The 26945-nt window shown below is 73.5% G+C and carries 27 protein-coding genes; 13 read left to right on the top strand and 14 right to left on the bottom strand.

Annotated features, from left to right (window positions below; genetic code table 11):
- From AB1673_14785 to AB1673_14760, 6 genes are all read left to right on the top strand, one after another.
- Positions 1-432: hypothetical protein (locus tag AB1673_14785; protein MEW6155231.1), on the top strand; the 432-nt coding region annotated here is incomplete at its 5' end.
- The gene (locus tag AB1673_14780) at positions 429-2039 is read left to right on the top strand and encodes a hydantoinase B/oxoprolinase family protein (GenBank protein MEW6155230.1); all 1611 of its coding nucleotides are present in this window, start codon (positions 429-431) and stop codon (positions 2037-2039) included. The genes AB1673_14785 and AB1673_14780, both read left to right, overlap by 4 nt.
- Before the next feature lie 99 nt (positions 2040-2138).
- Complete coding sequence (locus AB1673_14775; GenBank protein MEW6155229.1) at positions 2139-2771, top strand: hypothetical protein; 633 nt, start codon at positions 2139-2141, stop codon at positions 2769-2771.
- A complete protein-coding gene (locus AB1673_14770) occupies positions 2708-2944 on the top strand; it encodes an AbrB/MazE/SpoVT family DNA-binding domain-containing protein (protein MEW6155228.1) in 237 nt (78 codons plus the stop codon). Before AB1673_14775 ends, AB1673_14770 begins: the two co-directional genes overlap by 64 nt.
- The gene (locus AB1673_14765) at positions 2944-3351 is read left to right on the top strand and encodes a PIN domain-containing protein (GenBank protein ID MEW6155227.1); all 408 of its coding nucleotides are present in this window, start codon (positions 2944-2946) and stop codon (positions 3349-3351) included. The genes AB1673_14770 and AB1673_14765 overlap by 1 nt, the downstream gene beginning before the upstream one ends.
- A 204-nt stretch (positions 3352-3555) precedes the next feature.
- Entirely contained in the window at positions 3556-3927 is a 372-nt protein-coding gene (locus tag AB1673_14760) for a VOC family protein (GenBank protein MEW6155226.1), read from the top strand.
- A 24-nt stretch (positions 3928-3951) separates the two neighbouring features.
- Here the strand turns inward: AB1673_14760 and AB1673_14755 are convergent, their stop codons facing one another.
- Genes AB1673_14755 through AB1673_14735 form a run of 5 tightly spaced genes read right to left on the bottom strand, consistent with a single transcriptional unit; the run spans position 3952 to position 13886 of the window.
- Entirely contained in the window at positions 3952-5343 is a 1392-nt protein-coding gene (locus AB1673_14755) for a DUF2786 domain-containing protein (protein ID MEW6155225.1), read from the bottom strand.
- Position 5344: 1 nt separating this feature from the next.
- A complete protein-coding gene (locus AB1673_14750; protein ID MEW6155224.1) occupies positions 5345-6592 on the bottom strand; it encodes a TIGR02679 family protein in 1248 nt (415 codons plus the stop codon).
- Positions 6585-10688, bottom strand: a complete 4104-nt coding sequence (locus tag AB1673_14745; GenBank protein MEW6155223.1) for a TIGR02680 family protein — start codon at positions 10686-10688, stop codon at positions 6585-6587. The genes AB1673_14750 and AB1673_14745 overlap by 8 nt, the downstream gene beginning before the upstream one ends.
- Complete coding sequence (locus tag AB1673_14740) at positions 10685-12328, bottom strand: DUF2398 family protein (protein MEW6155222.1); 1644 nt, start codon at positions 12326-12328, stop codon at positions 10685-10687. The genes AB1673_14745 and AB1673_14740 overlap by 4 nt, the downstream gene beginning before the upstream one ends.
- A complete protein-coding gene (locus tag AB1673_14735) occupies positions 12321-13886 on the bottom strand; it encodes a TIGR02677 family protein (protein ID MEW6155221.1) in 1566 nt (521 codons plus the stop codon). The genes AB1673_14740 and AB1673_14735 overlap by 8 nt, the downstream gene beginning before the upstream one ends.
- Positions 13887-14008: 122 nt before the next feature.
- On the opposite strand from AB1673_14735, the gene AB1673_14730 reads away from it, so the two are divergent.
- Complete coding sequence (locus AB1673_14730; protein ID MEW6155220.1) at positions 14009-14740, top strand: HAD family hydrolase; 732 nt, start codon at positions 14009-14011, stop codon at positions 14738-14740.
- A gap of 332 nt (positions 14741-15072) precedes the next feature.
- Complete coding sequence (locus AB1673_14725) at positions 15073-15336, top strand: hypothetical protein (GenBank protein MEW6155219.1); 264 nt, start codon at positions 15073-15075, stop codon at positions 15334-15336.
- A gap of 271 nt (positions 15337-15607) precedes the next feature.
- Here AB1673_14725 and AB1673_14720 read toward each other — a convergent pair whose 3' ends face one another.
- Both AB1673_14720 and AB1673_14715 read right to left on the bottom strand, forming a co-directional pair.
- Positions 15608-16051 (bottom strand): plastocyanin/azurin family copper-binding protein, encoded by a 444-nt coding sequence (locus AB1673_14720; GenBank protein MEW6155218.1) that lies wholly within the window; start codon positions 16049-16051, stop codon positions 15608-15610.
- Complete coding sequence (locus tag AB1673_14715; protein MEW6155217.1) at positions 16048-17136, bottom strand: DUF2330 domain-containing protein; 1089 nt, start codon at positions 17134-17136, stop codon at positions 16048-16050. Before AB1673_14715 ends, AB1673_14720 begins: the two co-directional genes overlap by 4 nt.
- A gap of 92 nt (positions 17137-17228) precedes the next feature.
- On the opposite strand from AB1673_14715, the gene AB1673_14710 reads away from it, so the two are divergent.
- Both AB1673_14710 and AB1673_14705 read left to right on the top strand, forming a co-directional pair.
- Positions 17229-17474, top strand: a complete 246-nt coding sequence (locus AB1673_14710; GenBank protein MEW6155216.1) for an antitoxin — start codon at positions 17229-17231, stop codon at positions 17472-17474.
- Between the two features lie 4 nt (positions 17475-17478).
- The gene (locus AB1673_14705) at positions 17479-17907 is read left to right on the top strand and encodes a TA system VapC family ribonuclease toxin (GenBank protein MEW6155215.1); all 429 of its coding nucleotides are present in this window, start codon (positions 17479-17481) and stop codon (positions 17905-17907) included.
- Positions 17908-18135: 228 nt separating this feature from the next.
- Here the strand turns inward: AB1673_14705 and AB1673_14700 are convergent, their stop codons facing one another.
- From AB1673_14700 to AB1673_14680, 5 genes are all read right to left on the bottom strand, one after another.
- Positions 18136-19707, bottom strand: a complete 1572-nt coding sequence (locus AB1673_14700) for a GMC family oxidoreductase (GenBank protein ID MEW6155214.1) — start codon at positions 19705-19707, stop codon at positions 18136-18138.
- Entirely contained in the window at positions 19707-21047 is a 1341-nt protein-coding gene (locus AB1673_14695) for an NADH:flavin oxidoreductase (GenBank protein ID MEW6155213.1), read from the bottom strand. The genes AB1673_14700 and AB1673_14695 overlap by 1 nt, the downstream gene beginning before the upstream one ends.
- 74 nt (positions 21048-21121) lie before the next feature.
- The gene (locus AB1673_14690) at positions 21122-21673 is read right to left on the bottom strand and encodes a DUF4333 domain-containing protein (protein MEW6155212.1); all 552 of its coding nucleotides are present in this window, start codon (positions 21671-21673) and stop codon (positions 21122-21124) included.
- A 9-nt stretch (positions 21674-21682) separates the two neighbouring features.
- Positions 21683-22897 (bottom strand): 2-iminoacetate synthase ThiH, encoded by a 1215-nt coding sequence (gene thiH / locus AB1673_14685; GenBank protein ID MEW6155211.1) that lies wholly within the window; start codon positions 22895-22897, stop codon positions 21683-21685.
- Between the two features lie 50 nt (positions 22898-22947).
- On the bottom strand, positions 22948-23769 hold the full coding sequence (locus AB1673_14680) for a thiazole synthase (protein MEW6155210.1): 822 nt from the start codon (positions 23767-23769) through the stop codon (positions 22948-22950).
- 130 nt (positions 23770-23899) lie between these two features.
- On the opposite strand from AB1673_14680, the gene AB1673_14675 reads away from it, so the two are divergent.
- Positions 23900-24241, top strand: a complete 342-nt coding sequence (locus tag AB1673_14675) for a DUF2203 family protein (GenBank protein ID MEW6155209.1) — start codon at positions 23900-23902, stop codon at positions 24239-24241.
- 112 nt (positions 24242-24353) lie between these two features.
- Here AB1673_14675 and AB1673_14670 read toward each other — a convergent pair whose 3' ends face one another.
- A complete protein-coding gene (locus AB1673_14670) occupies positions 24354-24719 on the bottom strand; it encodes a GMC oxidoreductase (protein ID MEW6155208.1) in 366 nt (121 codons plus the stop codon).
- A complete protein-coding gene (locus AB1673_14665; GenBank protein ID MEW6155207.1) occupies positions 24677-25093 on the bottom strand; it encodes a hypothetical protein in 417 nt (138 codons plus the stop codon). The genes AB1673_14670 and AB1673_14665 overlap by 43 nt, the downstream gene beginning before the upstream one ends.
- Before the next feature lie 102 nt (positions 25094-25195).
- Between AB1673_14665 and lpdA the strand changes: the two genes are divergently transcribed.
- On the top strand, positions 25196-26590 hold the full coding sequence (gene lpdA, locus AB1673_14660) for a dihydrolipoyl dehydrogenase (GenBank protein ID MEW6155206.1): 1395 nt from the start codon (positions 25196-25198) through the stop codon (positions 26588-26590).
- On the top strand, positions 26590-26945 hold a 356-nt coding region (locus AB1673_14655; protein MEW6155205.1), incomplete at its 3' end, for a biotin/lipoyl-containing protein. The genes lpdA and AB1673_14655, both read left to right, overlap by 1 nt.

Below are 26945 nucleotides of genomic sequence, written 5' to 3'. Positions count from 1 at the left end.
GGGGCCGGGGACGGGCCGGCGGGCGGGGCCGGGGACGGGCCGGCGGGCGGGGCCGGGGACGGGCCGGCGGGGGGCGGCGGGGCAGTGGTGACGACGGCCCTCGACTGCCGGTACAGGGGCCAGAGCCACGAGATCACGGTGGGCACGGTTGGCGATTTCGCCGAGGCGCACAGGCGCCGCAACGGCTACTCCCGCCCCGGGGCACCGGTCGAGGTGGTGGCCCTGAGGGCCAGCGCCCGGCTGGCTGCGCCCCACCCCGTCGGCGACCTCCCCCCGCCGCCACCGGGGCCCGAGGGCCGGCGCCGCCCCCTGGTCGGACCGGCGGTGGTGGCCGAGGCCGACTGCACGGTCTGGGTGCCCGAGGGCTGGCAGGCGGCGGTGGCGCCCGACGGGAGCTGGGTCCTCACCCGAATCAGGGACGCGGCCCGGTGAACCCAGCTGCGCTCCAGGTCCTGATCACGCGCCTGAGTGGCGTAGCCGAGGAGATGGGGGCAGTCCTGCGGCGGGCGTCGTTCAGCCCGAACATCAAAGAGCGCATGGACTGCTCGGCCGCCCTGTTCACCCCCGAGGGCGAGTTGCTGGTGCAGGCCGAGCACATTCCCGTCCACCTCGGCTCGATGCCGGCGTCGGTGCGAGCCGCCATCGACGCCTTCGGGGGCCGCCTGGGCCCGGGGGACCAGGTCGCCCTCAACGACCCGTTCGCGGGCGGGACCCACCTCAACGACCTGACGCTGGTAGCTCCCTGCTTCGTGGACGGCCGGCTGGTCGGGTGGGCGGCCAACCGGGCCCACCACGCCGACGTGGGCGGCATGGCCCCCGGGTCGATGCCGGCCGAGGCCGTCGAGGTCTACCAGGAGGGGCTGCGGGTGCCCCCCGTCCTGCTGTCGGCGGCCGCGGAGGACATCATCGTGGCCAACTCCCGGACGCCCGACGAGCGCCGGGGCGACCTCGACGCCCAGCGGGGCGCCAACGTCGTCGGCGTCGAACGGCTGGCCACCTTCGCCAGTGCGCCGCTCGACGAGGTCACGGCCTACGGCGAGCGCCGCATGCGGGCCGCCCTAGCCGCCATGCCCGACGGCCAGTGGACGTTCGAGGACGTCATCGACTCGTGCGGGCCGCGCCCCGACCAGCAGCAGCCGGCCCGGATCGTCGTCTCCCTTACCATCGACGGCGAGCACGCCACGTTCGATTTCACCGGCACCGACGACCAGCGGCCGGGGAACGTCAACGCCGTCCAGGCCGTCACTGCCAGCGCCGTCTCGTTCGCCCTGCGGTCGGCCACCGACCCGACCATCCCGGCCAACGGCGGGGCCATGCGCCCAGTACGCGTCGTCGCTCCCCCGGGTTCGCTCGTGGCCGCCCTTCCCCCAGCGGCTGTCGGCGCCGGCAACGTCGAGGTCAGCCAGCGGGTGGCCGACGTCTGCCTCGGCGCCCTCGCCCAGGCCGCCCCCACCCGGGTGGGCGCCGCCAGCCAAGGCACCATGAACAACACCCTCATCGGCGGCGCCGGCTGGGTCTACTACGAGACCGTTGCCGGCGGCCAAGGCGGCCGCCCCGGCCGAGGTGGTATGAACGGCGTCCAGACCGGCATGACCGACACAGATCAAGTTGACTACCGATCAGCCGAACCCCGCCCCGGTCAGTCGGGCATTCACACCGCGATGACTAACACGCGGAATACCCCCATCGAAGCGCTGGAGCGGGCATTCCCGCTCCGCGTCCTGCGCTACCGACTGCGGCGAGGGAGCGGCGGTGCGGGGTGGGCGCCAGGCGGTGAGGGGATCGAGCGCGACGTGCTGATGCTCGAGGACGTGACGGTGAGCCTGATCACCGAGCGCCGGGTGACTCAGCCCTGGGGCCTGGCCGGCGGAGGCCCCGGTGCCGTCGGTGAGAACTGGCTCCTGCCGGGGGGCGACGAGGCCCGAGCGGAGCGCCTCCCCGACAAGTGCACCCTTCGGCTCAAGGACGGCGATGTCCTCCGGATGCTGACTCCGGGCGGCGGCGGGTGGGGGCCCGCGAATAAGGACGGGTCTAGTTGAGGTGAGCCTGCCGCTCTGGGGTGGGTGGGGCCCTCGCTGTCAGAAATAGTACTAATCAGGTACTGTTCTTGCCGTGCGGGTAAGTACTGGGATTCGCTCATGGATGTCGCCGTCGACAACGGGGGCTACGTAACCCCTGCCCTGGTCGCTCCGCACGGCGTGCCCGCCGTCGAGCTGCGCAAGATGGTGTCACGCGGCACGCTGCACGCGGCCGCTCGTGGCGTGTATCGGATTCCCTCGTTGCCGTACGACCCGCTGGATGAGTTCATCCTGGCGCGCCTCTGGGCTGCAGGGCGCGGGGTCATATCGCATGACTCGGCGCTCTCGGTCCACGAGCTCTGCGACATCAACCCGACCAAGGTGCACTTGACGATCCCGTCCAGCTACCGGATCAGCCGCTCCGGCGGTGAGCGCTACGCACTCCACCGAGCAGACCTCGAACCCGAGCAGATCACAAGGATCGACGCCCTTACCTTGACCACGATCCGTCGCACGCTCACCGATTCCGTCGGGCCCGTGCCCGCGTACCGCATGCGCGCCGCCACCACGACCGCACGCGAACGCCGATCTGGAGGAGGCGGTAGGCCAAGGGGGGCTGGCCCTGCCGGTTGGCTGACCGCGGCGCATGAACGGCCCTCGACTGGGAGCGGGCTGGTATCGTCCTCCCTGTGGAAGCAACCGTGGACGACGTCGGCAGGATCGTCGTGCCGAAGGCCCTGCGCGACCGCCTGAGGCTGACGCCGGGGACCAAGGTCGACGTCAGCGAGTACGGCAACGGCCTGCACGTCGCCCCGGTCGGGCGGACGGCGAGGGTCGAGGAACGCGGCGGCCGCCTCGTCGCCGTGGCCGAGACGGTCATCACCGACGACGACGTGCTGGGCCTCGTCGACGCCGGCCGGCGTTGATCGACCTATTGGTCGACACCAGCGTGGCGGTGCCGCTCCTGCTCACGTCGCACCAGGCCCATGGCACGGTCAACGTGTCCATCGGTCACCGGTCGGTCGCGTTGGCCGGTCACGCGGCGAACGAGACGTACGCCGTGCTGACGCGCCTGCCCGGCGATGCGCGCCTCTCACCGGGGGACGCCGTCCGTCTGCTGGGTGCGCGGTTCGAGCCGCCCGTGATCTTGGACGCCGAGCCGGCGCGTGCCGCCTTGGCGGTCCTGGCCGACCTCGAAATCGCCGGTGGCGCGACGTACGACGGTCTGATCGCCCTCGCCGCACGGCAGTCGGGACATCCGCTCGCCAGTCGGGACCGGCGAGCCGGGGAGACCTACCGGCGTCTGGGCGTGGAGGTGGAGCTCCTGTCCTGAGCGGTGTCCCCGAAGCGGGTGAAAGGCGGCTGCCTTGAGGACGGCCCGCAGAAGCGCCGACGACGCGCAGGCCCACTCTTGAGAACTGGCCCGACCGCGGCTTGAGCTCTACGGCTCGCTCGGGCGGCGCTTGCCGTCGACGTCTCGTCGTCGGCCCCGGGGCGGAAGGCGCCTAACCCGGCGCCGTAGGGACAAGATGGGGGCATGCTCGATCACGTGTCCATCCAGTGCGGCGACGTGGCGACCAGCGCCGCCTTCTACGACGCAGTGCTGGCTCCCATCGGGGGCCGGCGGCTCATGAACTTCGGCGAGGTCATCGGCTACGGCGTCCCTCCCATGCCCGACTTCTGGCTCGGACCTCGCCGGACGGGGGAGGGCTTCCGAGAGACCCACATCGCCTTCTCCGCGCCCGACCGGGCCACGGTGGACGCCTTCTTCGCGGCGGCCAAGGCAGCCGGGGCCGAGGTGCTGCACGAGCCCCGGCCCTGGCCCGAGTACCACCAGCACTACTACGGCGCGTTCGTGCGGGACCCCGACGGGAACAACGTCGAGGCGGTGTGCCACTCGCCGGGGTGAGCGGCGACCGGACGGTGTTCGCCGTCAGCCGCCGGGCAGGGCCTCGCCTACGGACAACGACGCCAGCTCGGCCGCCGCCCGGCCGGCGCGGTAGCCGGCGGGGTTGGTGACCGACATCGCCTTGTGGGTCAGCTCCGGGAAGGCCCGGGTGACGGCCTCGTCGACGGCCGCCTCCCGGCTGGCGAGCACGGGCAGGAGGGCGCCGCCGTAGCGTTCGGCGCCTTCGGCCTCCATCTGGCGGGTCACCGCCTCGAGCCGTTCACCGATACGCACCGAATAAGCCACCAGGAACGACTGGCGGAACGACCGGGTGCGGGACCGGCCCCAGCGGTCGACCGAGCTCCCGGCCCGGACCATGGCGTCGGTCGCCTGGACCAGCAGCGAAGTGAACAGGAGCTCGACCACTTCGAGGTCGTTCTCGGTGCCGAAGACAGTGGCGAACCCGAAGTCGCCGCTGTAGACCGAGTGGCACCGGTTGGCTTTGGCGATGTAGTGGAGCAGGAGCGACTTGGGCGATGCGTAGGGGTCGTCGACCCCGATGCGCCAACCGACGATGGTGGCCCCGCTTCCGCCGTCGGGACTGGCAGCGTCGATCATGGCTTCATCGATCGAGTGGCGGGCCATCAGCTCCTGGGCCTTGGCCGTGAACGTCTCGGCCTCCTCAGGGAACGTCGTCGACTCGGCCTGGGCCAGCAGGGCCCGGACCCGTTCGAGGACCGAAGTACGGGAGCGCCGGGGCCCGGAGCCGGGCTTGGCCGAGGGACGGCCGAGATCGGGCAGGGGCGGAAGGTAGAGCAGGAGCGACAGGGCCTTGACCGCACCGAGGAGGTGGTCCTCCCACGCCCGCCCACCAGCCGCCGGGGGCCCGGAGGCGTCGGCCCTCAACCCGGCCAGCTGCGAGGCCCACCGCCCGTCGGAGGTGGCCTCCTTGCGGCCCGAGGCACTGGCCACCACGTGGGCGGCCATGGCTGCCACCGCCCCCGCTCCCCGCTTGCGGCCCAGGACGCGCTCGATGTCCCCCGGCTGCCAGTGCCCGGTCCACGCCCGGTCGAGAGCGAGCCCTGCCCAGAACGCCACGGCCTCGTCGACCGCGCCCGTCCCCACTCGCTCGCTTATTCTCACGAGACCTGCGAACGTGAGGTCGAAGTCCTCGTCGCTCTCCAGCCGGTGAACCTCGGCACACGCCAGGACGGCCGCCCTCACCAACTCGGCGCCTTCGCCACCGAGCCCGTCGAACTCGTCGGTCTCGTCGTACCCGTCGTCGGGGCCCAAGCCGAACAAGTCGTCGCCCACACCGTCGAACAGGTCGCACCGGCAGCCCGGCCCGTGGGGGCCGACGCGCGGCCTCGGGTTGGGGCCTCGCCGCTGGCGCGCCAGCTTCTTGGCCCGCCGACGCTGGCGGTTGTTGGTCCCCATGTCAGCCCGCTCCTCTCCCGGCCCGCGCCAGCGCGCCGAACACGTCCTCTTCGAACACTGCACGCCGGTGGCGGCGCATGGCCGTCGCCAGGGCCGGGTCCCACGGGGTGTCGGCCACCGACCCCACGAAGGCCGTCGCCGACCGTGACGCCCCGGCCAGGTAGTCGCCCTCCCCCATCCGCCACGGGACGGCCCCCACCCGCTGGACGAGGTGGCGGGTGATCAGGACTCCCGACGGGTCGAAGTCGGCGTGGCACAGGGCCTGCCACCCCGCCTCGCGCAGCTGACGAAGGAGCGTGAGCACGGCCACGTTGGGCCACCCCGCCGAACAGACCATCGGGGGCCAGCCGGGCCCCACCGTCGCACCCGCCCGGGCGGCTTCGGCCACCACCGTAGGGTTCTCGACCACCAACACCTCGCTCGGCCCTCGGTCTGCCCCGTCCGGCAGCCACGGCCACCGCCGGAGCTGGGACAGGGTCACGGCCGCCGGTTCGTGGGCGTCGGCCAGCGGCCCGAGCACGGCGGCCAGCGGTGAGCCGGCCCCCGACCGCAGGCCCAGGACAACCACCTTGGGCGACAGCTCGTCGGTCACCACCCCGGCCGCCGACCACACGGTGCGGGCCTCCTCGGCCGACTTCGGCACGGCCAGGCCGAGCCGGCCGGCGAGCAGGCCGAGCACCAGGGGGGCCATGGCCGTGCCGGGGTCGAGGGCGTGGGGGTCGCCCAGCTCGGCGGCCGCCATCGTGGCCAGGGCTGCGGGCTGGCCACGATCGGCGATGGCCCGCACCACCCTGACGGCCCCCTCCAGCCGGGCGCGGTGGGGTGCAACGTCGCCCCCAGGCACTCCCGCGGCCCTGACTGCCGCGGCCCACGCTGGCGCGCCCAGGTCGGCGGCCGCCCGCTCGAGCCAATGCCACAGGGCGTCGCGCTCGGCCCTCTCCGCCTGGCGAGCGGCCGCCCGGTCGCCGATCGGGCCCCGGAGCCCGGCCACCACCCGGGCCACCCCGTCGGGCCCGTCGACGCCCAGGGCGACGGCCACTTCTTCCACCCGCACCCGGCACGTGGCCGCCACCAGGCGGTCGCGGCCCAGCAGGTCGGCCAGCGCGGCCCGTTCGTCGGCGCCGAGGCCCCGCAGGGTCACGCTCGTCACCGGCCGCGACGACGCCCCCATGCGCCGAGCCAGCTCGTCCCACAACGGCGCCAGGTGGCGGCCGCCCACCCGTTCGACGAGCCCGGCGCCCTCAGCCACCGACCACCGCCAGGGGCGACGCCCGGTTCTCCCGGCCGTCCCAAACGAACCTCGACGTGGTCACGGGCTGGCCCGGTTCGGTGGCGTGCAGGTGGTGGATGGCGATGCCGTCGAGGGACTGGTAGGCGCACCACTCGTGGTCGCTGGTCACCACCGCATCGAGGTCCCAGGCCACGAAGAGGCCGAAGAGCTGACCGCGGTTGACGACGTCAACCCCGGCGAAAAGCTCGTCGAGAAGGATCAGGCGAGGGCACGGCGAGGGCCCGTCGCCCACCGCCAGCCCGTCGTAGTGGGCGGCCACGGATGCCAGCATCGGGAGGTGGAGGGTCACCGACCGCTCCCCGGTGGACAGGCGGGCCAGGCGGTGGGTCGTGGCGGGGACGAAACCGTCCCAATCGCGGTGGGCGACCTCCAGGGCGAACCGGTGCCAGCGCCGGTAGTCGAGGGCGTCGCGCAGGCGCTCGTCCCACCCAGCGGTGCCGTCGAGGGCCTGGCGGGCGTCGTCGAGGCGGGCCCGGAAGAACTCGTAGAGCGACGCCCGCTCGGTGTCGGACAGGTCGGCCGGGTCCTTCAGCAGTAGCCGCCTGGCCCCCTTGACCACCTCGGGCTGGTCGGGCTCGACCTCCCAGCGCAGGCGGACGCCGACGCCCGCGGTGGTGGTACGGACCTTGGCCAACTCGACGTTGATGCCGTCGACCAGCTCGTTGGACCGGCGGATGCGCTCGGCCACCGACCGGCGCACGCTCCCGGTGAGGGTCTCGTCGAAGAGGCGGTGCTCCTCTTCGCGCAGCTCGTCGTTGGCGGCCGCCACCTCCCCCGCCAGCGACGCCGCCAGTTCGTGGGCGCGGTGGCGCAACCCCCCGGCCACGGCCCGCAGGGCCCACCAGCCGCCCGGGGACTGGTCGAGGAGCACGTCGACACCTCCCCGCAGCGATTGGCGGGCCTCGTAGACCGACTCCTGCAACCGCCGGTCGCGGGCCTGGCGCTCACGGTCGGAGCCCTCGTTCTCACCCACGGTCGACAGCACGGCCCGGGCCGCTTCGAGCACGGCCGTGACCCCCGCCCCGGCCGGGTCGTCGGGCACGTCGACACCGGCGTCGGCCGCCATCCCGTCGGACACGGCCGCCACCAGCCCGGCGGCAGCCGCGTCGCGCTCGGCCTCGGCCCGGCCCCGCTCGGCTTCGACGGCCGCCAGCTCGGCTTCGAGCCGGCCCGTCTCGCCGGCCAGCTCCCGGAGCCTGCGGGCCGCCGCGTCGCGCTCGGACCCCAGCCGGGCCGCCTCGGCCTCGGCCTGCTGCACCTGCTGGAGGACGGCCCGGTACTCGGCTCCGGCGCTGGCGTCGAGGGCCTCCAGCCGGGCCACGAGCTGGCGATGGTCGTCGACCGCCGACTGGTAGTGGCGAACGGCCTCTCCCAGAGCAGCGGCCGCCCGCCCGGACTCGTCGACAGCCCGTGCCAGGCCGAGCGTGGCCGCCGCCTCCTCCCGCCGCCGGCGCGACCAGGCCACCGCCAGCCGCTCCACGGCCCGCACCCGGGCGTCGTGGGCCTCGAGCCCGGGGGGGTCGGCCGGGACACCGTGAGCCGACGCTCGTTGCATCAGGTCACGCTGGGCCGCCTTGGCCTCCTCCTCGGCCCGAGCGCGCGCCGCCTGGGCGCGTTCGGTGCGGGCCCGGGCATCGGCCACCCGGGCCTCGGCGATCTCCAGATGGCGCTCGGCGGCCGCGATCGCCTCCCCCGAGGGCCGGGCCGCGACCTCGGTTTCGAGGGCGGCCAGCGCGGCCCGCTCGGAAGCCAGCCGCTTGTCCAGGTCGGACCGCTCCCGGTCGAGCACTGCGAGCTGGTCGTCGAGCTCGGCCAGGCGCCTGAGCCGGCGGTGCTCCTGGGCCACCGCCCCTACGAACTGGGCCGGCCCCGACGGTCCCCGGCCCACGGTGGGGCCCAGGCAGAACGTGCCGTCCCGCCCGACGGCCGCCGCCGACCCCTGGCCGGCGGCCATCTCGGCGTCGACGGTCGGCACCAGCGCGATGGAGCGGAGCAGGGCGGCCACGACCTCCGCGGCCACGGCGGGGCGGGGGCCGTCGGCCGGGACGAGCACGTCGGCCAGGGAGCCGCCCCCATGACCAGCCGGGACCAGTCCCAGCACCACGTCGTGGCGCTCGTCGGCGGGCAGGGAGATCTCGCCCCCGGGCGACACCCAGGCGTCGAGCAGGCCGCTGGCCACCAAGGCGGCCTCGACGCCATCGAGGACGTCGGCCTCGACCCCGGGGGCCACGTCGACCAACTGCCACAAGGCGGCGCCATCACGGCCCTCGGAGCCCTCGGGCCGGGGCGAACGCCACGGAGGCGGCAACGGGTGGCGCAACCGGCCGCCCGCCACCTCCTCGCGCTCGACCTCGACCGCCGTGCGGGCGGAGGCGTTGGCCGCCAGGGCAGACCTCAGCCGGTCGGAGGCCACCGCCCCCGCGGAACGGGCCGCCACCGCCAGGGCCTCCACCACCTCGTCCACCGCCGCGGGGTCGTCAGGGGGAGACGGGAGCCGGGCCGCGAGGCCCGGACCGTCCTCGCCCAGGCACCAGGCCTCCAGCCGGGGGGCCGACGCCGCCCACTGGTCGACCGAGGCGGAATAGGCCTGGACGGCCTGGGCCAGGTGAGACGATGCGCCGCGGTGGGACTCGACGGCGCCGTCTAGGACAGCCCGTTCCTCCTCCAGCACCTCGTCGGCCCGCTGGCGGGCGTCCACGCACCGGGCCAGGTGAGCGAGCGCCTGCCTGACTTCGGTCACGGCTTGGCGGCGGCTCTCGGCCCAGGCCTGAAGCAACCGCTCGCCGGCGTCGGGCTCGGAAGCCTCGGCCTCACTGAGCGCGGCCAGCGCGTCGGCCTCGTCGGCCGCGGAACTGAGGTCGGCCGTGGCCCGGCGGGCGGCCGCCCGGGCGTCGGCCACCTGGCCTCGGCAGTCGTCGGCCGCGGCGGCCCGGCGCTCGGCCTCGGCCCCGCGGGCAGCCTGCACAGCCTCCTCCCGGCGGGCACGTTCGGCCGCCCGCTCGGCCTCGGACCTCAGGGCTTCGATACGGCCGCCGGCCCGGTAAGCGTCGAGGTTGCGCAGGGTGTCGGCCTGAGCCCGCAGGTCGGCGGCCCCGGACCGGGCCGCGGCCTCGGCCGCCTCCACGGTGGCCGACTCGTCGCGGGCCGAGGCCAGGCGGGTGGCGGCTGTGCGCGCCCGGCGGGTGACGTCGTCGCGCCGGTTGGTGGCACCGCGGACCTCGGCGGCCAAGCCCCAGAGCACCGAGCGGGCATAGGCCCGCTGGCGCCGGGCCAGGCGCCTCACGACCTCGAGGTCGGCGGCCAGCTTGTCGAGGTCCTCCTTGCGCCGGTCGAGCTTCTGGAAACCCTCGGCCACCTCGGCCACGTCGTGCTCGTCCAGGGGAGGTAGGGAGGCGGTGAGGACCGAGGACAGCTTCTGGGGGTCGAGGTCCTGGGAGATCTTCTCCCGGCGCAGTGTGAGAAGGGTGGTGATGATGGCGTCGTACTGGCGCTCGTCGCACCCTGGGAACAGGTGCGTACGGACGGCCCGCCGGTAGTCGTCGGCGTTGGTGTGGACCGTGCCCGCCCCGGCCAGGGCTTCCTCCAGGCCGGCGCGCGACAGCGGGACCCGGTGGTCGTCGAGCAACCTCAGGTCCCGGCCCACCACCATCGTGGTGGTGAACCAGCCGTAGTCGACCTTGTGGGTCTGGGCCGACGCCCGCAACCGAACCCCGATCGTGAACGTGCCGCCGTCGCCGGTGCCGTCCCCGGTGGGGGGCCGGGCGAACTCGGCCCACAGGAAGCCCACCCGGTCACCTCCGCCCAGGCCGGTGGTGAGCCGCTCGTAGAGCCCGCCCCGGGCCTTACCGGCCGACGAGAGCCGGCCCGGCTGAGCGTTGGCGTCGAGCAGGAAGGGGAACAGGAGCTCGAGGGCCATGGACTTACCCGACCCGTTGGCCCCCCGCAGAAGGAGGCGGCCACGGTGGAAGGTGAGCACCTCGTCGGCGTAGCGCCACACGTTGACGAGGCCGGCCCGCTGGGGCTGCCAGCGACCTGTTGAGGCGCGCTCGCTCATAACAGGGCCCCCTCGGGCCGGGCCACTCCGTAACGGGCCAAGGCCGGACGGGGCCTGACCTCGTGGTCGGCCACCTCCACCAGCCGCATGGCGGCCAGCACTTCGACGGCGGCCGCGGCCAACCGGTCCGGCCCGTCTGCCCCCTGGTACTCGCGTGCCCACTGCGGGTGGGCGGCCAGCATGCGGCCCAGGGCGGCGCCCAATTGGCTGTGGGTGCGGGGCCTCGGCGAACGGGCACCGGCGAAACCGGGGACGAGCTCGTCGACGAGCAGGAGGGCGGCCTGCTTGGCCGTGCTCGACGGCGCCGGGAACCGCACGTCGGTGGCCACCGCCTCGGTGTCCACGGCCAGGAGGCCCTCGGCCCGCTCTTCGAGGACGAACCCGGCCTGGGCCACCCGGTCCCTCAACCACCGCCGCCCGGACGACGTCGCCAGGTAGGCCCGCTCCTCGTCGTCGAGCTCGTCGAGGTGGACGGCGGGGTCGTCGAGCACCCTCCGGGCCAGCGAATGGCGGGCCCGGCGCCAGCCGTCGGCCGGAGGGCCCGCCCCCTGTCCCCCGGGCGAGGCCAGGCGGGGACCACCGATCGCACGAAGACCAGCTGGCGGCTGTGGCGGGCCCCGCCGACCGGGTGGCCGGTCGGCCCCGCCGGCATCGACATCGGCTACCGGCCGGCGAAGGATGACGGCCATGGCGAGATCGTCGGCCCCGGCCCCGGTCCCGGCCCCGGCGTCGGCCCGGTCGCCGCCGGCATCGGCCCGGTCGCCGGCCGCCTCGTCGCAGGCGTCGGAATCCGTACCGGCCCTGTCGGCCCCGTGGCCGCCGGCATCGGCATCCGTACCGGCCCCGGTGCCGGCATCGGGCCCCCCGGTGTCGGCATCGATGTCGGCCACCGGACCGATGGGACCGCCGGCGTACGCCAGATCGTCGGGCTCGCCGCCGTACGAGTCGGCTGCGAGATCCGGGTCGGTGCCCTGGCCGGTGGGGCCGTAGCGGGGTTCGGCTCGCAGCGCGGCCGAGACAGCGGCCGTCGTCGTGCCGCAAGCCCGGCTCACCGGGGTGGGCGGCACGAGCAACTGGTGGAGCCGGGCGGCATCGACGAGGACAAGCGCGTTCCCCCGGCGGTCGGCCACGTAGCCCTCTACGTCGCCGCCCTCGAAGGACACGACCCCGAGCGAGGCCAGCAGGCGCAGGGCGTCGACGAACGCCGAGCGCTCCCGCTGGAGCCCGGACTGGAACGCGCCTGCCCCCTCGACCTCGAGGTTCTGAGCCAGCAGGCCGATGGTCGTCGTGCGGTGGTTGACCAGATGGGCGCACAGCCGGGCCAGCAGCTCGTAGCGGCGGCGGTCGAAGGCCGTGTTGGCGCCCCGGTGGCGCCGGACGGGACGCGTCGGGTCGGGGCGGACGCTGCGCTTGGCCAGGCGGGCGGTACGGCCCGGGACGTCGACGGTGAGGCCCCAGCCGCAGGTGTCCTCGAACCACTCGACCAGCCAACCCCGGTGGCGGGCCACGAGCGCGAACGCCTCGGCGTCGGCCTCGGCCACCAGGTAAGGGCGGGCCAGCAGGTACCGGACGGCCAGCGAGCGCTCGGCCGCCAGTGCCTCGGATGCCGGGGCGCCGGGCCGGAGCCAGGTGTCAGGCACGGGCCACCTGCCGTTCGCGCTCGCCCGCCCAGGCACCGAGCAGGGTGACCGTGACCGCGAAGTCGGGCGCGGTGAGCACGCCCGTGGCGGTCGCCAGCCGGGCCGGGGCCGCACCCGGGCGGGGCTCGGTGAGGACGATCTCGACGCCGCCGTCGGCGCTCATGGCCCGCCGGGACCCGTCGGCCGCGGGCACGGCCGACAGGGCATCGGAGAGCAGCACCAGCAGCTCGGCGAAGGCCTCGGGCGCGAGGCGGCCGAACCGGGCGAGGTTGACGGCCCCCCCGGTCGCCAGCGCGGCCCGCACCGACTGGTGATCAGCCAGCGCCTCGGCCTGCTCACGCTGGCGCCGGGCCCGCACGGCAGCCGCGTCGGGCACGGGCTTGGCCTGGCCGCGGTTGACGAGCGAGGTCGAGGTGCGCAAGGCCGGGGCCACCGGCACGGGCGGGGCCTCGAGCCAGCTCGTGGCCGGGGCCCGGGCCTCCTCGTCGTCGAGCACCAGGTGGGCATGGCGGGCGGGCCACATGCCGAAGGCGGCGTCGAACAGCTCGTGGGCCTCGTCGTCGGTGACGGCGCCCGCGAACCAACGGGCCAGGGTGCGGAAGTCCTGGGCGATCGAAGACGACCGCCGCCGGCTCTCGAAGCGGCGCTCCAAGACTCGCAGCAGCTGGAGGATGGCCTGGCGGCCGACGCCGACCAGCAAGGCGATCCGGGGTTCACCGCGGGCCGGGGCGAACCACGCCACCAAGGCGTCCCACCGCCGGGCCCTCTCCTCCAGCCAGGCGGGCGCCGGGTCTCCCCCGGCCAGGGGGGCCAGGTTGGCCCCGAGCAGCGCCCGGTCGTGCAGGGCCGACACGCCGACCTCGGCCTGCGCCCGGCCGATGGCTACGGCCACCCGGCGAGCGGGCCGCTCCACGCCGGCGATGTAGTCCTCCAGGTAGGTGATCGTGCGCCGCTTGACGTCGAGGAAGACCTCGTCTTCGGTGGCGTCCTCCCGCAGGAGGCGCTGGAGATGGGTGTTGAACTGGCGGACGCTGCTCACCAGCGACTCGAGGTGGGACTCGACGGCCGAGAGGGTGGTGTTGACCTGGGCGGCCGGGCCAGGGGGGTCGGACGACATCAGGCGGTGCAGGTCGCCCAGCCCGTCGGCGATGGCGTCGAGCACGGCCGGCTGCAGGCTCACGGCCCGCCTCAGCTCGTCGGCCGCGTGCTGGACGCCCCCGATGGCGGCCTGGCCGTGAGGGGTGAGCGACCACTGGAGGTTGCGACGCTCGAACTCCTCGGGAGTGGCGTAGCGGGCACCGTGGTCCTGGGTGACCTCGAGCAGGCCCCACCCGACGAGGGACCGAAGGGCGTGGTCGAGGCGCTCGTCGTCGACGGGCTCGTCCCACCCGGCGGCTTGCAGGCCGCGCCGCACGTCGTCGACGCGCAGGGCGGGCGACACCACCGCCGACTCGTCGAAGACGGCCATCAAAGCGACGTGCAGGTCGCGCAGGTCGGTGGTGGTGAACCGGAAGAGGTCGGCCGGGAAACGCCGCCAGAGTCGGGCCCCGCTGCTCACCCCGCTAGTTCACCACCGGGGTGTGACAAGTCACAAGGGTGTAGTTACAGGCATGTCCGCTCATTGGCACCGTTGGCAACACGAGGCCCACCAGCCCCGGGCCATGGCTAGTCTCGTGAGCGATGGGCACTCAGCCGGTCGAGGCCGTGATCTTCGACTGGGGCGGCACGCTCTCGGAGTTCGTCACCGTAGAGCTGGTCGACGCCTGGCGGCTGGCGGCTCGCCACCTCAGCCCCGGCCGGGACCACGAGGACGAGATCTGTGCCCGCCTGGTGGCCGTCGAGGCCGACTTTTGGGCCAGCACGGCCGGCGACCAGCGCAGCGGGACCCTGGCCGACCTAGTGGCCGCGGCCACCGCCGCCCTCGGCATGGACGTAGGTGAGGCCCTGCTGGAGGAGGCGGCCGTCCGCCATCTCGATGCCTGGACGCCCCACATCCGCCACGACCCCGACGCCGCGCCCGCACTGTCCGCCCTGCGGGCCGAAGGTGTGCGCATCGGCCTGCTGTCGAACACCCACTGGCCGAGGTCGTTCCACGAGCGGTTCCTCGAACGCGACGGCCTGGCCTCGCTGATCGACGCCCGCCTGTACACCAGCGAGCTGCCCTTCCAGAAGCCGCATCCCACTGCATTCGCGGCCGCCCTGGACGCCGTGGGTGTGTCCGACCCGGCCCGCGCCGTGTTCGTCGGCGACCGCCCCTGGGACGACATCACCGGGGCCCAGGGTGCCGGCCTACGGGCCGTCCTGCGCCCCAACCCGGCCATCGCCGACGCCACCCCCGTCGTCCCCGACGCCGTCATCGCCTCGCTCCCCGACCTCGTCCCCCTGATCCGCACCTGGTCCGGCCGAGACTGACCCAAGCGGCATCGTCTCGTTCGACTTCGCGATCGGGAACAGCCTGGCTCAGGGGATCCCGCTCCTCAGTCGCTTGAAGATCTCGGCAGACCTCGATGTCCTCCCGATGTCCAGCGGAGGCATCTGCTGATCGGGAAGAAGAGCTGGTTTCCCGCTTTCGAGGCCTACTACGATCACGGGGCCAAACGCACCTGCTCGTCCAGAAGGAACAGGTGGACGCTGGGGTGCTGGGGTTGGCCCTTCCCGACCACGGCGTTGGCGCATGCGACTGACATTGAGGAAGTGAACCGTGGAGCGAGAGGATCGCTGAAGGCACGCCCGCCCGAGGGGCAATGGCCCTCGGGAGGGTCGTCGTGTTCGTCCTTGGCACGGTATGGGGTGTGCTCGCGGCGATGGTCTTCACGTCCTATCCCGTGAACGGACCGGCCCCCCTGCGCCACTTCATGATCTGGAGCGCCCTGCTTCTGGGCTTGGCCGGCCCTGTCTGCTGGTACCTCGCCGCCCATGCCGGGCCAGGTGACCGTTGGACGCTTGCCTACTTCCTGGCCTGGGTCGGATGGTTCGTGTTCGGCAGCCTGGCGGCAGCGATCCTTTGAGGGTCGTCCTCGCGGGCGGCTCGGGCGCCCGCCTTCAACCGGCTCACGGGACAGCCCCAATCCGGTTCGCAACCACGAGCTGATGGCACCGCTTCGGCGAGCCGCCCGCCGGCCCCGCCGACTCCCGCCCACAGCAGATCGAAGATCACGAACGTGACCGGCGTTGTTCGCATCCCACGGGCCACCACCGACCAAACCCGAAAACCCGCGCGGGTTTCGTGGGCGAAACGCCCACGAAAACCGCGCGGGTTTCGTGGGGTTAGGCCCACCGTCAGACGACCCTGATGACGCCCTGCATGCCGTAGGCCCAGTGGCCGGGGAGGTGGCAGCCGAACAGCAGGGTGCCGGGCTGGATGAAGGTGTAGCGGGTCTCGGCCGTGGCCCCGGCGGCCACCGAGACCTCGCCGGGCCGGCCCCGGTGGTGCAGCTCGGTCCCCTGCTCGTGGTAGTCGTGCACGGCCTGGTCGCCCACGATGAGCTCGTGGGGGATGGGGTCGTGGTTGCGGACAACGAACCTGATCGTCTCCCCGGCCCGCACCTTGAGCTCGGTCTGGGAGAACCGCGACCAGCGCATGTCGAGCACCACCGTGCGGACGTCGGGACCGCCGCCCGTAGCGGGCCCGTCCGCCTCCCCCGCCCCCGCCCCGGCGCAGCCGGCCAGGAGCAGGGCGACGGCCAGGACCGAGGCGACGTGGGTCGCCCGCCGGGAGATCACCGGGCTACGGCCCCCGGGCCGGGTGAGGGCGAACCGCCGGGGCGGTTGCCGGTGGCCACCCAGGCCACGGCGGCCAGCAGGACGAGCAGGGCCAGCCCGCCGCCGGCCAGCAGCAGCCACGGCAGCCCCCCGCCCCCGTCCCCACCGGCTTCGAAGGCGGCCCCCGCCGGCAGGTCGAGCCCGGCGGCTGTGCGCGACGGTTGGCCGGCCCCGGAGGCGTCCACGGCCAGGTCGTAGGTCAGCTCGGCCGGGGCGGCCTGCACCCGCAGGTAGGTGAGCCACGCCGACTCGGGCACCCACTCCATCCCCTTGTCCGAGCGCAGGTCGGCCAGCAGGCCGGCCGAGGCCCGCTCCTGGCGCTCCAGGGTCATGCCCGGGGCGTCGTTGCCGGGCAGCAGCACCGGGCGGTTGGGGGTCAACAGGAAGACGTCCGCGTCCACCCGCTCGGCCGGCTGGCGGCCCAGGGCGAGGATGCGCAGGGGCACCCACGGGTTGTCGGTCGGGATGGTCAGGTGGACGGGGGTGCCGTCGCCCAGGGCCACACCCCGCTGGCGGGCGGCGTCGGCGTCGAAGCGGGCGGCCAGGAAGATGGGGCTGCGCTGGGCGTAGAACTCCAGCACCTCGGGGGCATCGGGGGTGAGGAGGAAGCCGTGGTCGGTGGCCCACCGGCCCACGGCCTGGGCGCCGCCCCGCAGCACGGTCAGGTCGAGGGCGTCGATGCGGGTCTCCAGGAGCACCTCGGCCCGGTCGGCGCTTTCGGCCGCCGTGGCCCGGGCCAACGCTACCGGGGCGAGCGGGGGCCGGACCTCGCGCACCAGCCGTTGCAGGGTCCAGTCCCCGCCCCGCTGCACGTCGCTGGGCACGTCGGGCAGGGGGATGATCGAGCCGAACTCCCCTCCCGCCCCCGCGAACTCGAAGGAGGTGACGTAGTGCTCCACCCCGTCGTGGTAGGCGGCCAGGGTCGTCGTCCGCACGAGGTTGACCGAGCCGTTGCGCCCGATCAGGCCCCCACAGGCCAGGGCCGGCCCGGCCGACAGTCCCACCGCCAACGCCCCCACCGTCAGACCAACCGTCAACCGGCGCATGTCCCGACCTCCTCGTCGTCGTCCGCCCCTTTGACGGCGCCCGACGAGCCGCTGGTTCCCGCCACTTACGCTGATGTGTTAGCATCAGATGCATGCGCACCACGTTACAGATCGACGACGACGTGCTGCTGGCCGTGAAGGAGCGGGCGCGCCGCGAACACCGCACGATCGGCGAAGTCGTATCCGACCTGGCCCGCCAGGCCCTGACGGGCTCCCCGGCGGCTCGCACGGGGGCCGAGGACGCGTCGTTCCTCGGGTTCGAGCCCTTGCCCCGGCGCGGCGAGGCCGTCTCCAACGCACTCATCGACAGGCTGCGAGAAGAGCTCGTCGAAGGATGAGCGCGTGAGGGCGCTCCTCGACGTCAACGTGCTGATCGCCCTGCTCGATCGCGACCACGTCGACCACGGGCGGGCCCGGGCCTGGCTGGAGGCCGAGATCGAGACGGGCTGGGCCTCGTGCCCCATCACCGAGAACGGGCTCGTTCGCATCCTCAGCCAGCCCAACTACCCCGGCCCCACGACGCCGGCTGAGGCCGTCCGGATGCTGGCCCGGGCCACCGCCCAACCCCACCACCGGTTCTGGGCCTGCGACCTGAGCGTGCTCGACGAGGCAGTGGTCGACCGCACTCGGCTCCATGGTCCCCGGCAGGTGACCGACGCCTACCTGCTGGCCCTGGCCACCAGCCGCCAGGGCCGGTTCGTCACCTTCGACCGGTCCGTACCCGTGAGTGCCGTCAAAGGGGCCACCGAGGCCAACCTGGTCGTCGTGTAGGCGACGCCCCACCGGGCCCCCACCCGTACCTGTGCCAAACGCGCCAAGAGTGGCGCGTTTGGCACACCAGGTCGAACGACGACCGGGGTTGGTGCTAGGAGGCTGGTGTCTTTCGCGATCGGCGCTTCGCGCCGAGCGGCCGACCTGCCCCTGACCAGCACCTTTGCAATGTCGCCGAGCCGCGAACGGGGCGGTCGGCCGCCTGGGGAGGGTTTAGCCACCAGCCTCCTAGGAGGCCTCGCGGCCGTGGACCATCCAGTGGGCGGTGCGTTCGGCGAGGGCGGCGATGGTCAACGCGGGGTTGGCAGCCAGGGGCCCGGGCATGACCGACCCGTCGGCCACGTACAGCCCGGGGTGGCCCCACACCTCGCCCCGGTCGTTGACCACGCCGGTGGCCGGGTTGTCGCTCATGGCGTTGCCCCCCAGGGGGTGAGCGGTGAGCATGCGCCGCAGCGGGGCCTTGGCCAGAAGGCTCCGGCGGTACGTGCCGCCCAGGGCCGCGCTGATGCGGCCCAGGGCGTCGTCCATCTCCCGGTACATGCCGGCGCTGGAGGCCGGCGACCAGTCGAGGCGCAGGTTGCCCTCGGCGTCGAGGCGGTAGTTGCCGTCACCGGCGTCGGTCCCCATGCCCAGGTAAGGCAGAAGCCGGGGGACGAACGACCCCTCGAACAGGTCGCGCGCCTCGAACCGCCGGCCGTGGCGCACGGCCTTGACGTAACCGGCTCCCGCCCGGCCCATGGCCCGCAGGCGGGCGACCATGGGCAGGGTGCCGTCGAGCAGCGACATGAAAGCGGGCGGGAACCCGAGGTCCTCCACCAGGATGTGGTGGCGGGACCCGGGCGGCTGCACGTAGGCCCCGGCCGTGATGGACGGCCCGTGCCCCGGGTCGACCACGTCGTCGGTGGAGCTGGTCGCCGCGAAGAGCAGCTCGCCGTTGGCCGAGAAGCGCCGGCCCACGGCCGCCGGCAGCCGGGGCAGCGTACGGTCGCCGTCGCGCGCCCGCAGCAGCATCTCGGTCGAACCCACCGAACCGCCGGCCAGCACGACGGTATCGGCCTCGAACACGGCCAGCTCCCCGCCCCCGTCCGGCCCCAGGCGCCGGGCGGTGACCGTCCACCCCCCGCCCGCCCGGGCCTCGATGCGCACGACCTGGTGCAGGGGACGGACCTCCATCCCGGCCCGCTCCCCCATCGGTATGTAGGTCATGTCGAGGTTGTTCTTGGCCGCTGCCCGGCAGCCGACCATGCAGCGGGTTGCGTAGTCACAGGGGTACTGGGTGTGCCCGCTCACCGGGTGCTGGCGAGCGGGGCCGGTGTACACGGCGATGGGCAGCAGCTCGGGCGCGTAGCCGGCCCCCGCCGCCCCCTTCAGGAAGGCCTCGGTGCGCGAGGGCAGCCGGTCGCCGGCGGGCGCCACCAGCGGCCCGGGGGTCATCTGCGACTCGGCCCGCTCGTAGTACCGGGCGAGCAGGTCCCCGGTGACGGCCGCCGGCCACTCCGGCCGCTCGAAGATGGCCGCCGGGGCCCGGAGCTGGACGTTGAAGTACGGGATGGAGCCGCCGCCCACGCCCACGCCCTGGACGACGTCGACTCGCGAGAAGACCCGGTAGTCGAGGAACCCGAGGCTGGTCTCGTCCCACACGGCTGCTGTCGCGCGGCCGAAGGTGTGGGGGAAGTCGGCCGGCGACCACCGGCGGCCCTGTTCGAGCACGCACACCCCGCGCCCGGCCTCGGCCAGCCGGGCGGCCACCACCGCCCCGCCGAACCCCGAACCGACCACGACCGCGTCGTAGGCGGCCATCAGCCGTCGAGGGCGTCGGGCCGGGCCGACCAGTCCAGGATCTGGGCCTCCATCTCGTCGTAGGACGTGAACCGGGTCGGGTCGTAGCACCCCAACGGGAACAGGGTCGTTCGGATGGCGCACCGGTTGCAGAACGTGCACGGGCGGTCGGGCGACTCCCGCCCGTCCTGGAACAGGGCCAGCAGGTCGGGGTTGGCCAGCAGGGGCCGGGCCATCGAGACCATGTCGCAGCCTCCCGACGTGAGCGCCCCCTCGATCACCGACCGGTCCTGGAAGCCGCCGTTGGCGATGACGGGCAGGCCGACCTCTTCCCGGAACCGGCGGGCGTCGGGCAGGTTGGCGGCCACCGGGTTGCCCCACCCGGTGCCCATGATCTTCATCGTCAGGGCGTCGGGCAGGGCGTTGAGCACGGTGGCCCGCACGGCCGCCTTGCCCGATAGGTGGCGGGTGGAGTTGGCGAACATCTTGAGCTCCTCGAGAGGGAAGTCGCCCGGGGTCTCGCCCGGGTTGATGAACCCGTAGCCGTTGCTCACGTGGATGTAGTCGGTGCCGAGGTCCTTGAGCCAGCGGGCGTAGGTGAGGTAGGTGCCGATGGGGTTGCCATGGACGAACTGCCGCACCTTCCAGCCGACCGGCCAGCGCAGGTTCAGCGGCAGCCAGTTGGTGTCCTTGGCCGAGATGCGCACGCCCACCAGGTAGTCGGGGCCGACCTGGCGGCGGACCTCGCCCATCACTTCGCGAAGGAACTGGAACCGCTTCTCGACCGACCCCCCGTAGCGGTCCCGGCGGCGGTTGATGGCCGGGTTCAGGAACTGGTGGATGAGATAGCCCTTGGAGATCGTCAGCTCCAGACCGTCGGCTCCCGTCTCGCGCACCCGGCGGGCCGCCTGGCCGAACTCGGCCACCGACTGCTCGATGTCGGCCACCGACATCTGGGTGCGCCACGTGCGGTAGCCGAAGAACAGGTCGAACCCCGGTGAAGGCCCGTAGCCGTCCTCCTTCTGGCTGAACAGGCTGGTCTGCACGTGGGACCCGCCGTCACCGATCTGGATGATGTAGCGGCAACCATGACGCTGCACGGCGGCGATGCCCTCCGACAGCGGCTTTATGAACTTGTCGGCGCTGATCTGGGGGTACTCGATGGGCGACCACCGGCGCTGGTTGACGTTGAGGGTGGCCGACACGATGGCGGCCACGCCGTTCTCGGCGAACCGGTGCTCGAAGTTCTTCCAGGCGTTGCTGACCGTGCCGTCGTAGTACGCCGTGCGCCCGCCGATCGACGACCGGACGACCCGGTTCTTGAACTCCACGCCCTTGATCGTGAACGGTTCGAAGATCACAGCCCGCTCCTCCTTGCCCCTTTGGCGCCACGGTAGGGGACGCCGGGGCCTAGGGACGCACCGTTCGCCCGCGCCTACCGCTCGCGGAGGCTGAAGGTGCCGTCGAGGTCCTCGACGACGGCCTGCACGCGTCTGGTCGTCAGGCCGTCGGCCACCGCGCAGTCGATGACCCCGCCGACCTCGACCACCCGGGCGGACTGGCGGCCGCAGTCGACCAGAGCCTCCCGCCACGGGCCTTCGAGCCGGCTGCGCACGAAGTCCACGACCCCGGCCACGTCGACGATCGCCTGGCGGGCCCGGATGTCGTAGCGAACGCGGGTGCCGAGCACCTCCGAGACGGTGACCGTGAACCGGGCCGTTTGGCCCTCGACCACCAGCCGGCACTCGAAGTTGGTCCCCTGCCGGGCGACCACGCCCTCGGGGCACGAGGCCGACTCCACCCTGATCCGGGGGTTGCGTTCGGCCTGGCGCTGCATGAGCAGGCCCTCGACTTGGCGGTGGTCGACGGTGCGGGCCGGGCCGGTGGTGTCGTCCCCGCACGAGGCCAGGCCCAGGGCCGCGGCCATGGCGAGCACGGCCAGCGCGGGCGCGGCTGTCCTGCCCGTCCCCCGGCTCGGTCCCCCCACGGCCCGAGACTAAGTCGGCCGGCCGCTGGTGGCGGGGGCGTCCCCGAGGCGGCGGGCGCCGATGGTGTCCATCCAGACGGGTTCGTAGCCGGCCGAGCGCAGCATGGCCGCGACTTCGGCCGGCGATCGGGGGTCGCCCACCTCGAACTGGGCCTGGGCATCGCTGGCCGCGGCGTAACCCCCGGGCTCGGTGTGCGAACCGGCCGACATCTGGGTGACCCCCAGGGGCACGAGGGCGTCGCGCAGGGCGGGTGCCTCCCGGGTCGACAGGGAGATGCCGACATCGGGCAGGTAGAGGCGCAGGGCGCACAGGAGTTGGACGAACTCGGCGTCCGAGACCGGGGAGGCGGGCACGAACCCGCCGGCCGCGGGGCGTAGCCGGGGCACCGAGACGGCCACCTCGCACCGCCACCACCTCTTGAGCAGCGCCCGGGCGTGGGCCGCCAAGGCCAAGGCCTCGGCCCTCCAGTCGGGCGCCAGGCCCAGCAGGGCCCCGATCCCCAGGCGGCGCATGCCCGCCTCGGCCCCCCGGTCGGGGGCGGCCAGGCGCCAGTCGTAGTTGCGCTTCTTGCCCTTGAGGTGGACGGCCCCGTAGGTCACCGGGTCGTAGGTCTCCTGGTAGGCGATCAGCCCCTCGCAGCCGGCCGCCACCAAGCGGCGGTAGGTGGCCGTGTCCCACACCTGCACCTCGACCGACAGCGAGGGCACGGTGGGTGCCAGAGCCGCCACGCACCCCACGAGGTAGTCCTTGGACACGATGCGGGCGTGCTCGCCGGCCACCAGCAGCACGTGGCGGAAACCCCGCCTGGCCAGAGCGGCGGCCTCGGCTCGCACCTCGTCGACACCCAGCGTGCGCCGGGCCACGTCGTTGCCGGCCGAGAAGCCGCAGTAGGTGCACGTGGAGACGCACTCGTTGGACAGGTAGAGCGGGGCGAACATGCGCACCACCCGGCCGAACCGCCGGACCGTGGTCACATGGGCGGCCCGGGCCATCTCCTCCAGCCGCCCGGCGGCCGCGGGCGACAGGAGGGCGGCGAGGTCTTCAGGTGTGAGGTGGCGGGAGGAGAGCGCCCGCTCCACCTGGGCGGCCGTGGCCCCGGTAGCCACACCCGCCAGGTGGGGAAGGTCGCGGGCCACGAAAGCGGCCACGTCGGCCGCGGCCGTCCCCTCGGGCACGCCCGCGGGCCTCGACTCCAGTTCCAGGCCGCTGGTGACTGTCACCATCTGACGATGGTCGCCCAGTGATTGCTGATCGGGCCGGCCTCCCGGGCCGGTCACGGGGCCAGGAACCCGGTCAGGGGTGACGACGCGGCGGCGGCCACCCCCGGGACGGCCAGCCCCGAGACGAACGCCCGGCGGCCGGCCTCGACCCCGAGCCGGAAGGCGGCGGCCATGGCCGCCGGGTCCCCGGCCGTCCCGATGGCGGTATTGACGAGCACGGCGTCGGCCCCCAGTTCCATGGCCTCGGCCGCGTGGGACGGGGCCCCGATGCCGGCGTCCACCACCACCGGTACCAGGGACTGCTCGACGATGATCTCCAGTGCGCCCCGGGTGCGCAGGCCCTGGTTCGAGCCGATCCACGACCCCAGGGGCATCACGGTGGCGCAGCCGACCTCCTCCAGGCGCTTGCACAGCACGGGGTCGGCGTTCACGTAGGGCAGGACGGTGAACCCCTCGGCCACCAGGACCTCGGCCGCCTTGAGGGTCTCGACGGGGTCGGGCAGCAGGTACCGGGGCTCGGGGGTGATCTCCAGCTTGATCCACGTGGGCAGGCCGGCGGCCCGGGCCAGGCGGGCCAGGCGGACGGCCTCCTCGGCGTCGTCGGCCCCGCTCGTGTTGGTGAGCAGCAGCACCCGCTCGTGGTCGATGGCCCCGAGGATGTCGTCGCCGGTTTCGTCGCCGGTTTCGTCGCCGGTGTCGTCGCCGGGGGGGATGGCGTCCACCCGGCGCAGGGCCACGGTGACCATCTCGGTACCCGAGGCGTCGATCGCCCGGCGCAGCGAGGCGTTGGACGGGAACTTGCCCGTCCCCAGGAACAGCCGCGACCCGAAGGTGCGGCCGGCGATCACCAGCGGGTCGGCGTTCTCGGCTGCCACGGGTCTCCCCACGCTCCTGTGCCCGCATTACCGGGCCGGTTGGAGGGTCGCGGGCCGCTCGTGCCCACCTCTCAGCCCGGCGCTCCGAGCTCCCCTGCGTTGTACCGGGTCCCCATTACGGTAGCTCCCGATGAGGTACTGGACCGTCGAGGAGGCGCGCGCCTACCTGCCCCGGGTGATGGAGCTGGTCGAGGTCATCCGCCGGGCCGCCCTGGTGCGGGCCGGCCGCCACCCTTCGGCCAACGGCCAGCGGTCCTACCTACTCGACGCCGAGGACGCTTACCAGGAGCTACTGGCCAAAGACGTCATCCTGCGGGACGTGATGTCGGGCCTGCTCGACTTCCACGCCATGGGCCGTGACGGGGTCGTCTACTACCTGTGCTGGAAGCGGGGCGAGCCCGAGCTGGCGTGGTGGCACCTGCCCGAGGACGGCTATCCCGGACGCAAACCCCTACCCCGTGAGGAGCCATGAGCACCCGCAAGCTGATCATCGCCGCCCTGCTGTGCGGTCTGGCCATCCTGGTCGCCTTCGCCGTCCAGGTCAGCCTGGCCACCCGCTGAGCAGGCCCGTCCGCCGAGGCCGGTCAGAGCCGGCTGTGGAGGTGGTCGGCCAGCCGTAGCGACAGGGCCGTGAGGGTGAGGGCCGGGTTGGCGGCGGCGATGAACGGCACCACCGAGTTGTCGCAGGCATAGAGGTTGTCGAGGCCCTCGAAGCGCAGGTCGGTGTCGACTACCCCCCGGCCGTCGCCGCTCATGCGCAGCGAACCCCCGGCGTGGTGGGGCGTGCCCTCGTTGCCGAAGTGCATGCCCTCGTCGGGGTCGAAGGGGCTGGCACCCAGCAAGGACAGGACCTGGTTGCGCAGGTTGCGGACCTCCCCGAACAGGCCCGAGCCCGACAGATTGGGTTTCACGAACACCCGGGCCTTGCGGTCGGGCCCGTCGTCGGCCACGAAGTTGGCGTCGTCGAGATGGCTGGCAGGTGGTGGTCGTGGGCCGTGGCCAGGGTGACGTTGGGGCCGTCCATCCACACCCAGCCGTCGAGGACCAGCTTCATCTCCAGGGCGGCCGGGTACCGGGCCCGCTCCATCTCGAACACCCACGCGCCGTCGCGGTAGGTGCCGAACACGTCGCGGTCCCACCCGTCGGTGGCGTTGCGCAGCGTGACCCGGTGGTTGGGCCGCAGGTCGTCTGTGGGGAACACGACCCGGAACACGTCGACCGCCGGTAGCACGGCCGCGGCCACGACCTCGGGGGACCGCATCCGTTCGGGCGACGCCGCCTGCTCGGGCGACGACGAACCGCTGTGGTAGGGGATGTAAGGCATCGCCTCTCCTCCGCCGCTCCTGGGCCGCGCCCGTCCGCCCGGCGAGCGTAACGGGCGGGCAGGCGGCGGGGAAGGGGGCGGGCAGTCGGTAGGCTCGGGTCGATGGCTGAGACCTTCGACGTGGTCGTGATCGGTGGGGGCCCGGGTGGCTACGCGGCCGCCCTCTACGGCGCGGCGGCCGGCCTGCGGGTGGCCCTGGTGGAGCGGGACAAGGTGGGTGGTACGTGCCTGCACCGGGGCTGCATCCCGGCCAAGCAGTTCCTGGAGACGGCGACCGTCTACCGCACGGTGGCCGGGGCCGGGGAGTTCGGGATCGTGGCCGGGCAGCCGGCCGTCGAGTTCGCCACGTCCCAGGCCCGCAAGGGCAAGGTCGTCGACCAGCTCTGGAAGGGCCTGCAGTCGCTGGTCAAGGGGCGCAAGATCACCACCGTCCACGGCACGGGCACGCTGGCCGACGCCCGCACCGTCCAAGTCGACGACGGCACCGAGCTGAAGGCCGAGAAAGCCGTCATCCTGGCCAGCGGGTCGGCCCCCCGCACCCTGGCGGGTTTCGAGGTCGACGGCCGCTACGTGCTCACCTCCGACGAGGTGCTCGACCTCGACCGCCTGCCGGCGTCGGCCGCGGTGGTGGGAGGCGGCGCCATCGGCTGCGAGTTCGCCTCCATGCTCAGCGACCTGGGCACCAAGGTGACCGTGCTCGAGGCCCTGCCCAAGATCCTGCCCGGCTGTGACGACGACGTGGCCGCCATGGTGGTGCGGTCGTTCAAGCGCCGGGGCATCGAGGTACGCACCGGCGTGCAGGTCGAAGGCCACGAACCCGCGGGAGGCACGACGCGGGTCCGCCTGGCCGGGGGCGAGACCCTCGAGGTCGAAGCCGTGGTGATGTCGGTCGGCCGCCGCCCGCTGGCCGAGACCCTGGGGCTCGACGGCTCGACCAAGGTCGAGGTCGACGCCCGTGGGTTCGTGGTAGTCGACGAGCACATGCGCACGGGCGAAGACGGCGTCTACGCCGTGGGCGACCTCGTCAACACCCCCCAGCTGGCCCACGTCGGGTTCGCCGAGGCCATCGTGGCCGTCAAGGACATCCTGGGTGAGCCCGCCCTGCCCGTCGACTACCAGAACGTGCCGTGGTGCATCTACTGCTTCCCCGAGGTGGCGTTCGCCGGGCTGTCCGAGCAAGCGGCCCGGGCCGCCGGGCACGACGTCGTGGTGTCCAAGCACCGCTTCAACGCCAACAGCCGGGCGCTGATCATCGGCGAGGCCGAGGGCCTGGTGAAGGTCGTCGCCGAGAAGGGGCCCGACGGGCGGGCCGGCCGCCTGCTGGGCGTCCACATGGTCGGTCCGTGGGTCACCGAGCAGCTGGCCGCCGGCTACCTGGCCGTCAACTGGGAGGCCACCCCCGACGAGATCAGCCAGTTCCTGCAACCCCACCCGACGCTCACCGAGACCTTCGGCGAGACCGTCATGTCGCTCACCGGAAGGGGGCTCCACGGCTGATGGCCGACATAACCATGCCGCAGCTCGGTGAGACAGTCACCGAGGGGACCATCACCAAGTGGTTCAAGAAGGTCGGCGACCAGGTCGCAGAGGACGAACCGCTATTCGAGGTCTCCACCGACAAGGTCGACTCCGAAGTGCCGTCCTCGGCCGCCGGCTACCTGACCGAGATCCGCGTGCAAGAAGGCGAGACGGTCGACGTGGGCGTGACCCTGGCCGTCATCACCGCCGACCAGTCGGCCGCCGGGGCCGGGGCCGGCGACCGCGACCGCGACGGCGCCCCTTCGGCTGAAGCCGAAGCCCCAGCCGACGGCGGAGCCGGGACCGAAGCGGCCAGCCGCCCGGAGGCCCCCGG

It is taken from the genome of Actinomycetota bacterium (assembly GCA_040754375.1).
Taxonomy (GTDB): domain Bacteria; phylum Actinomycetota; class Acidimicrobiia; order Acidimicrobiales; family AC-14; genus JBFMCT01.
Note: the sequence above shows the minus strand (reverse complement) of the source record. Positions and strands in the feature narration are given on the sequence as shown.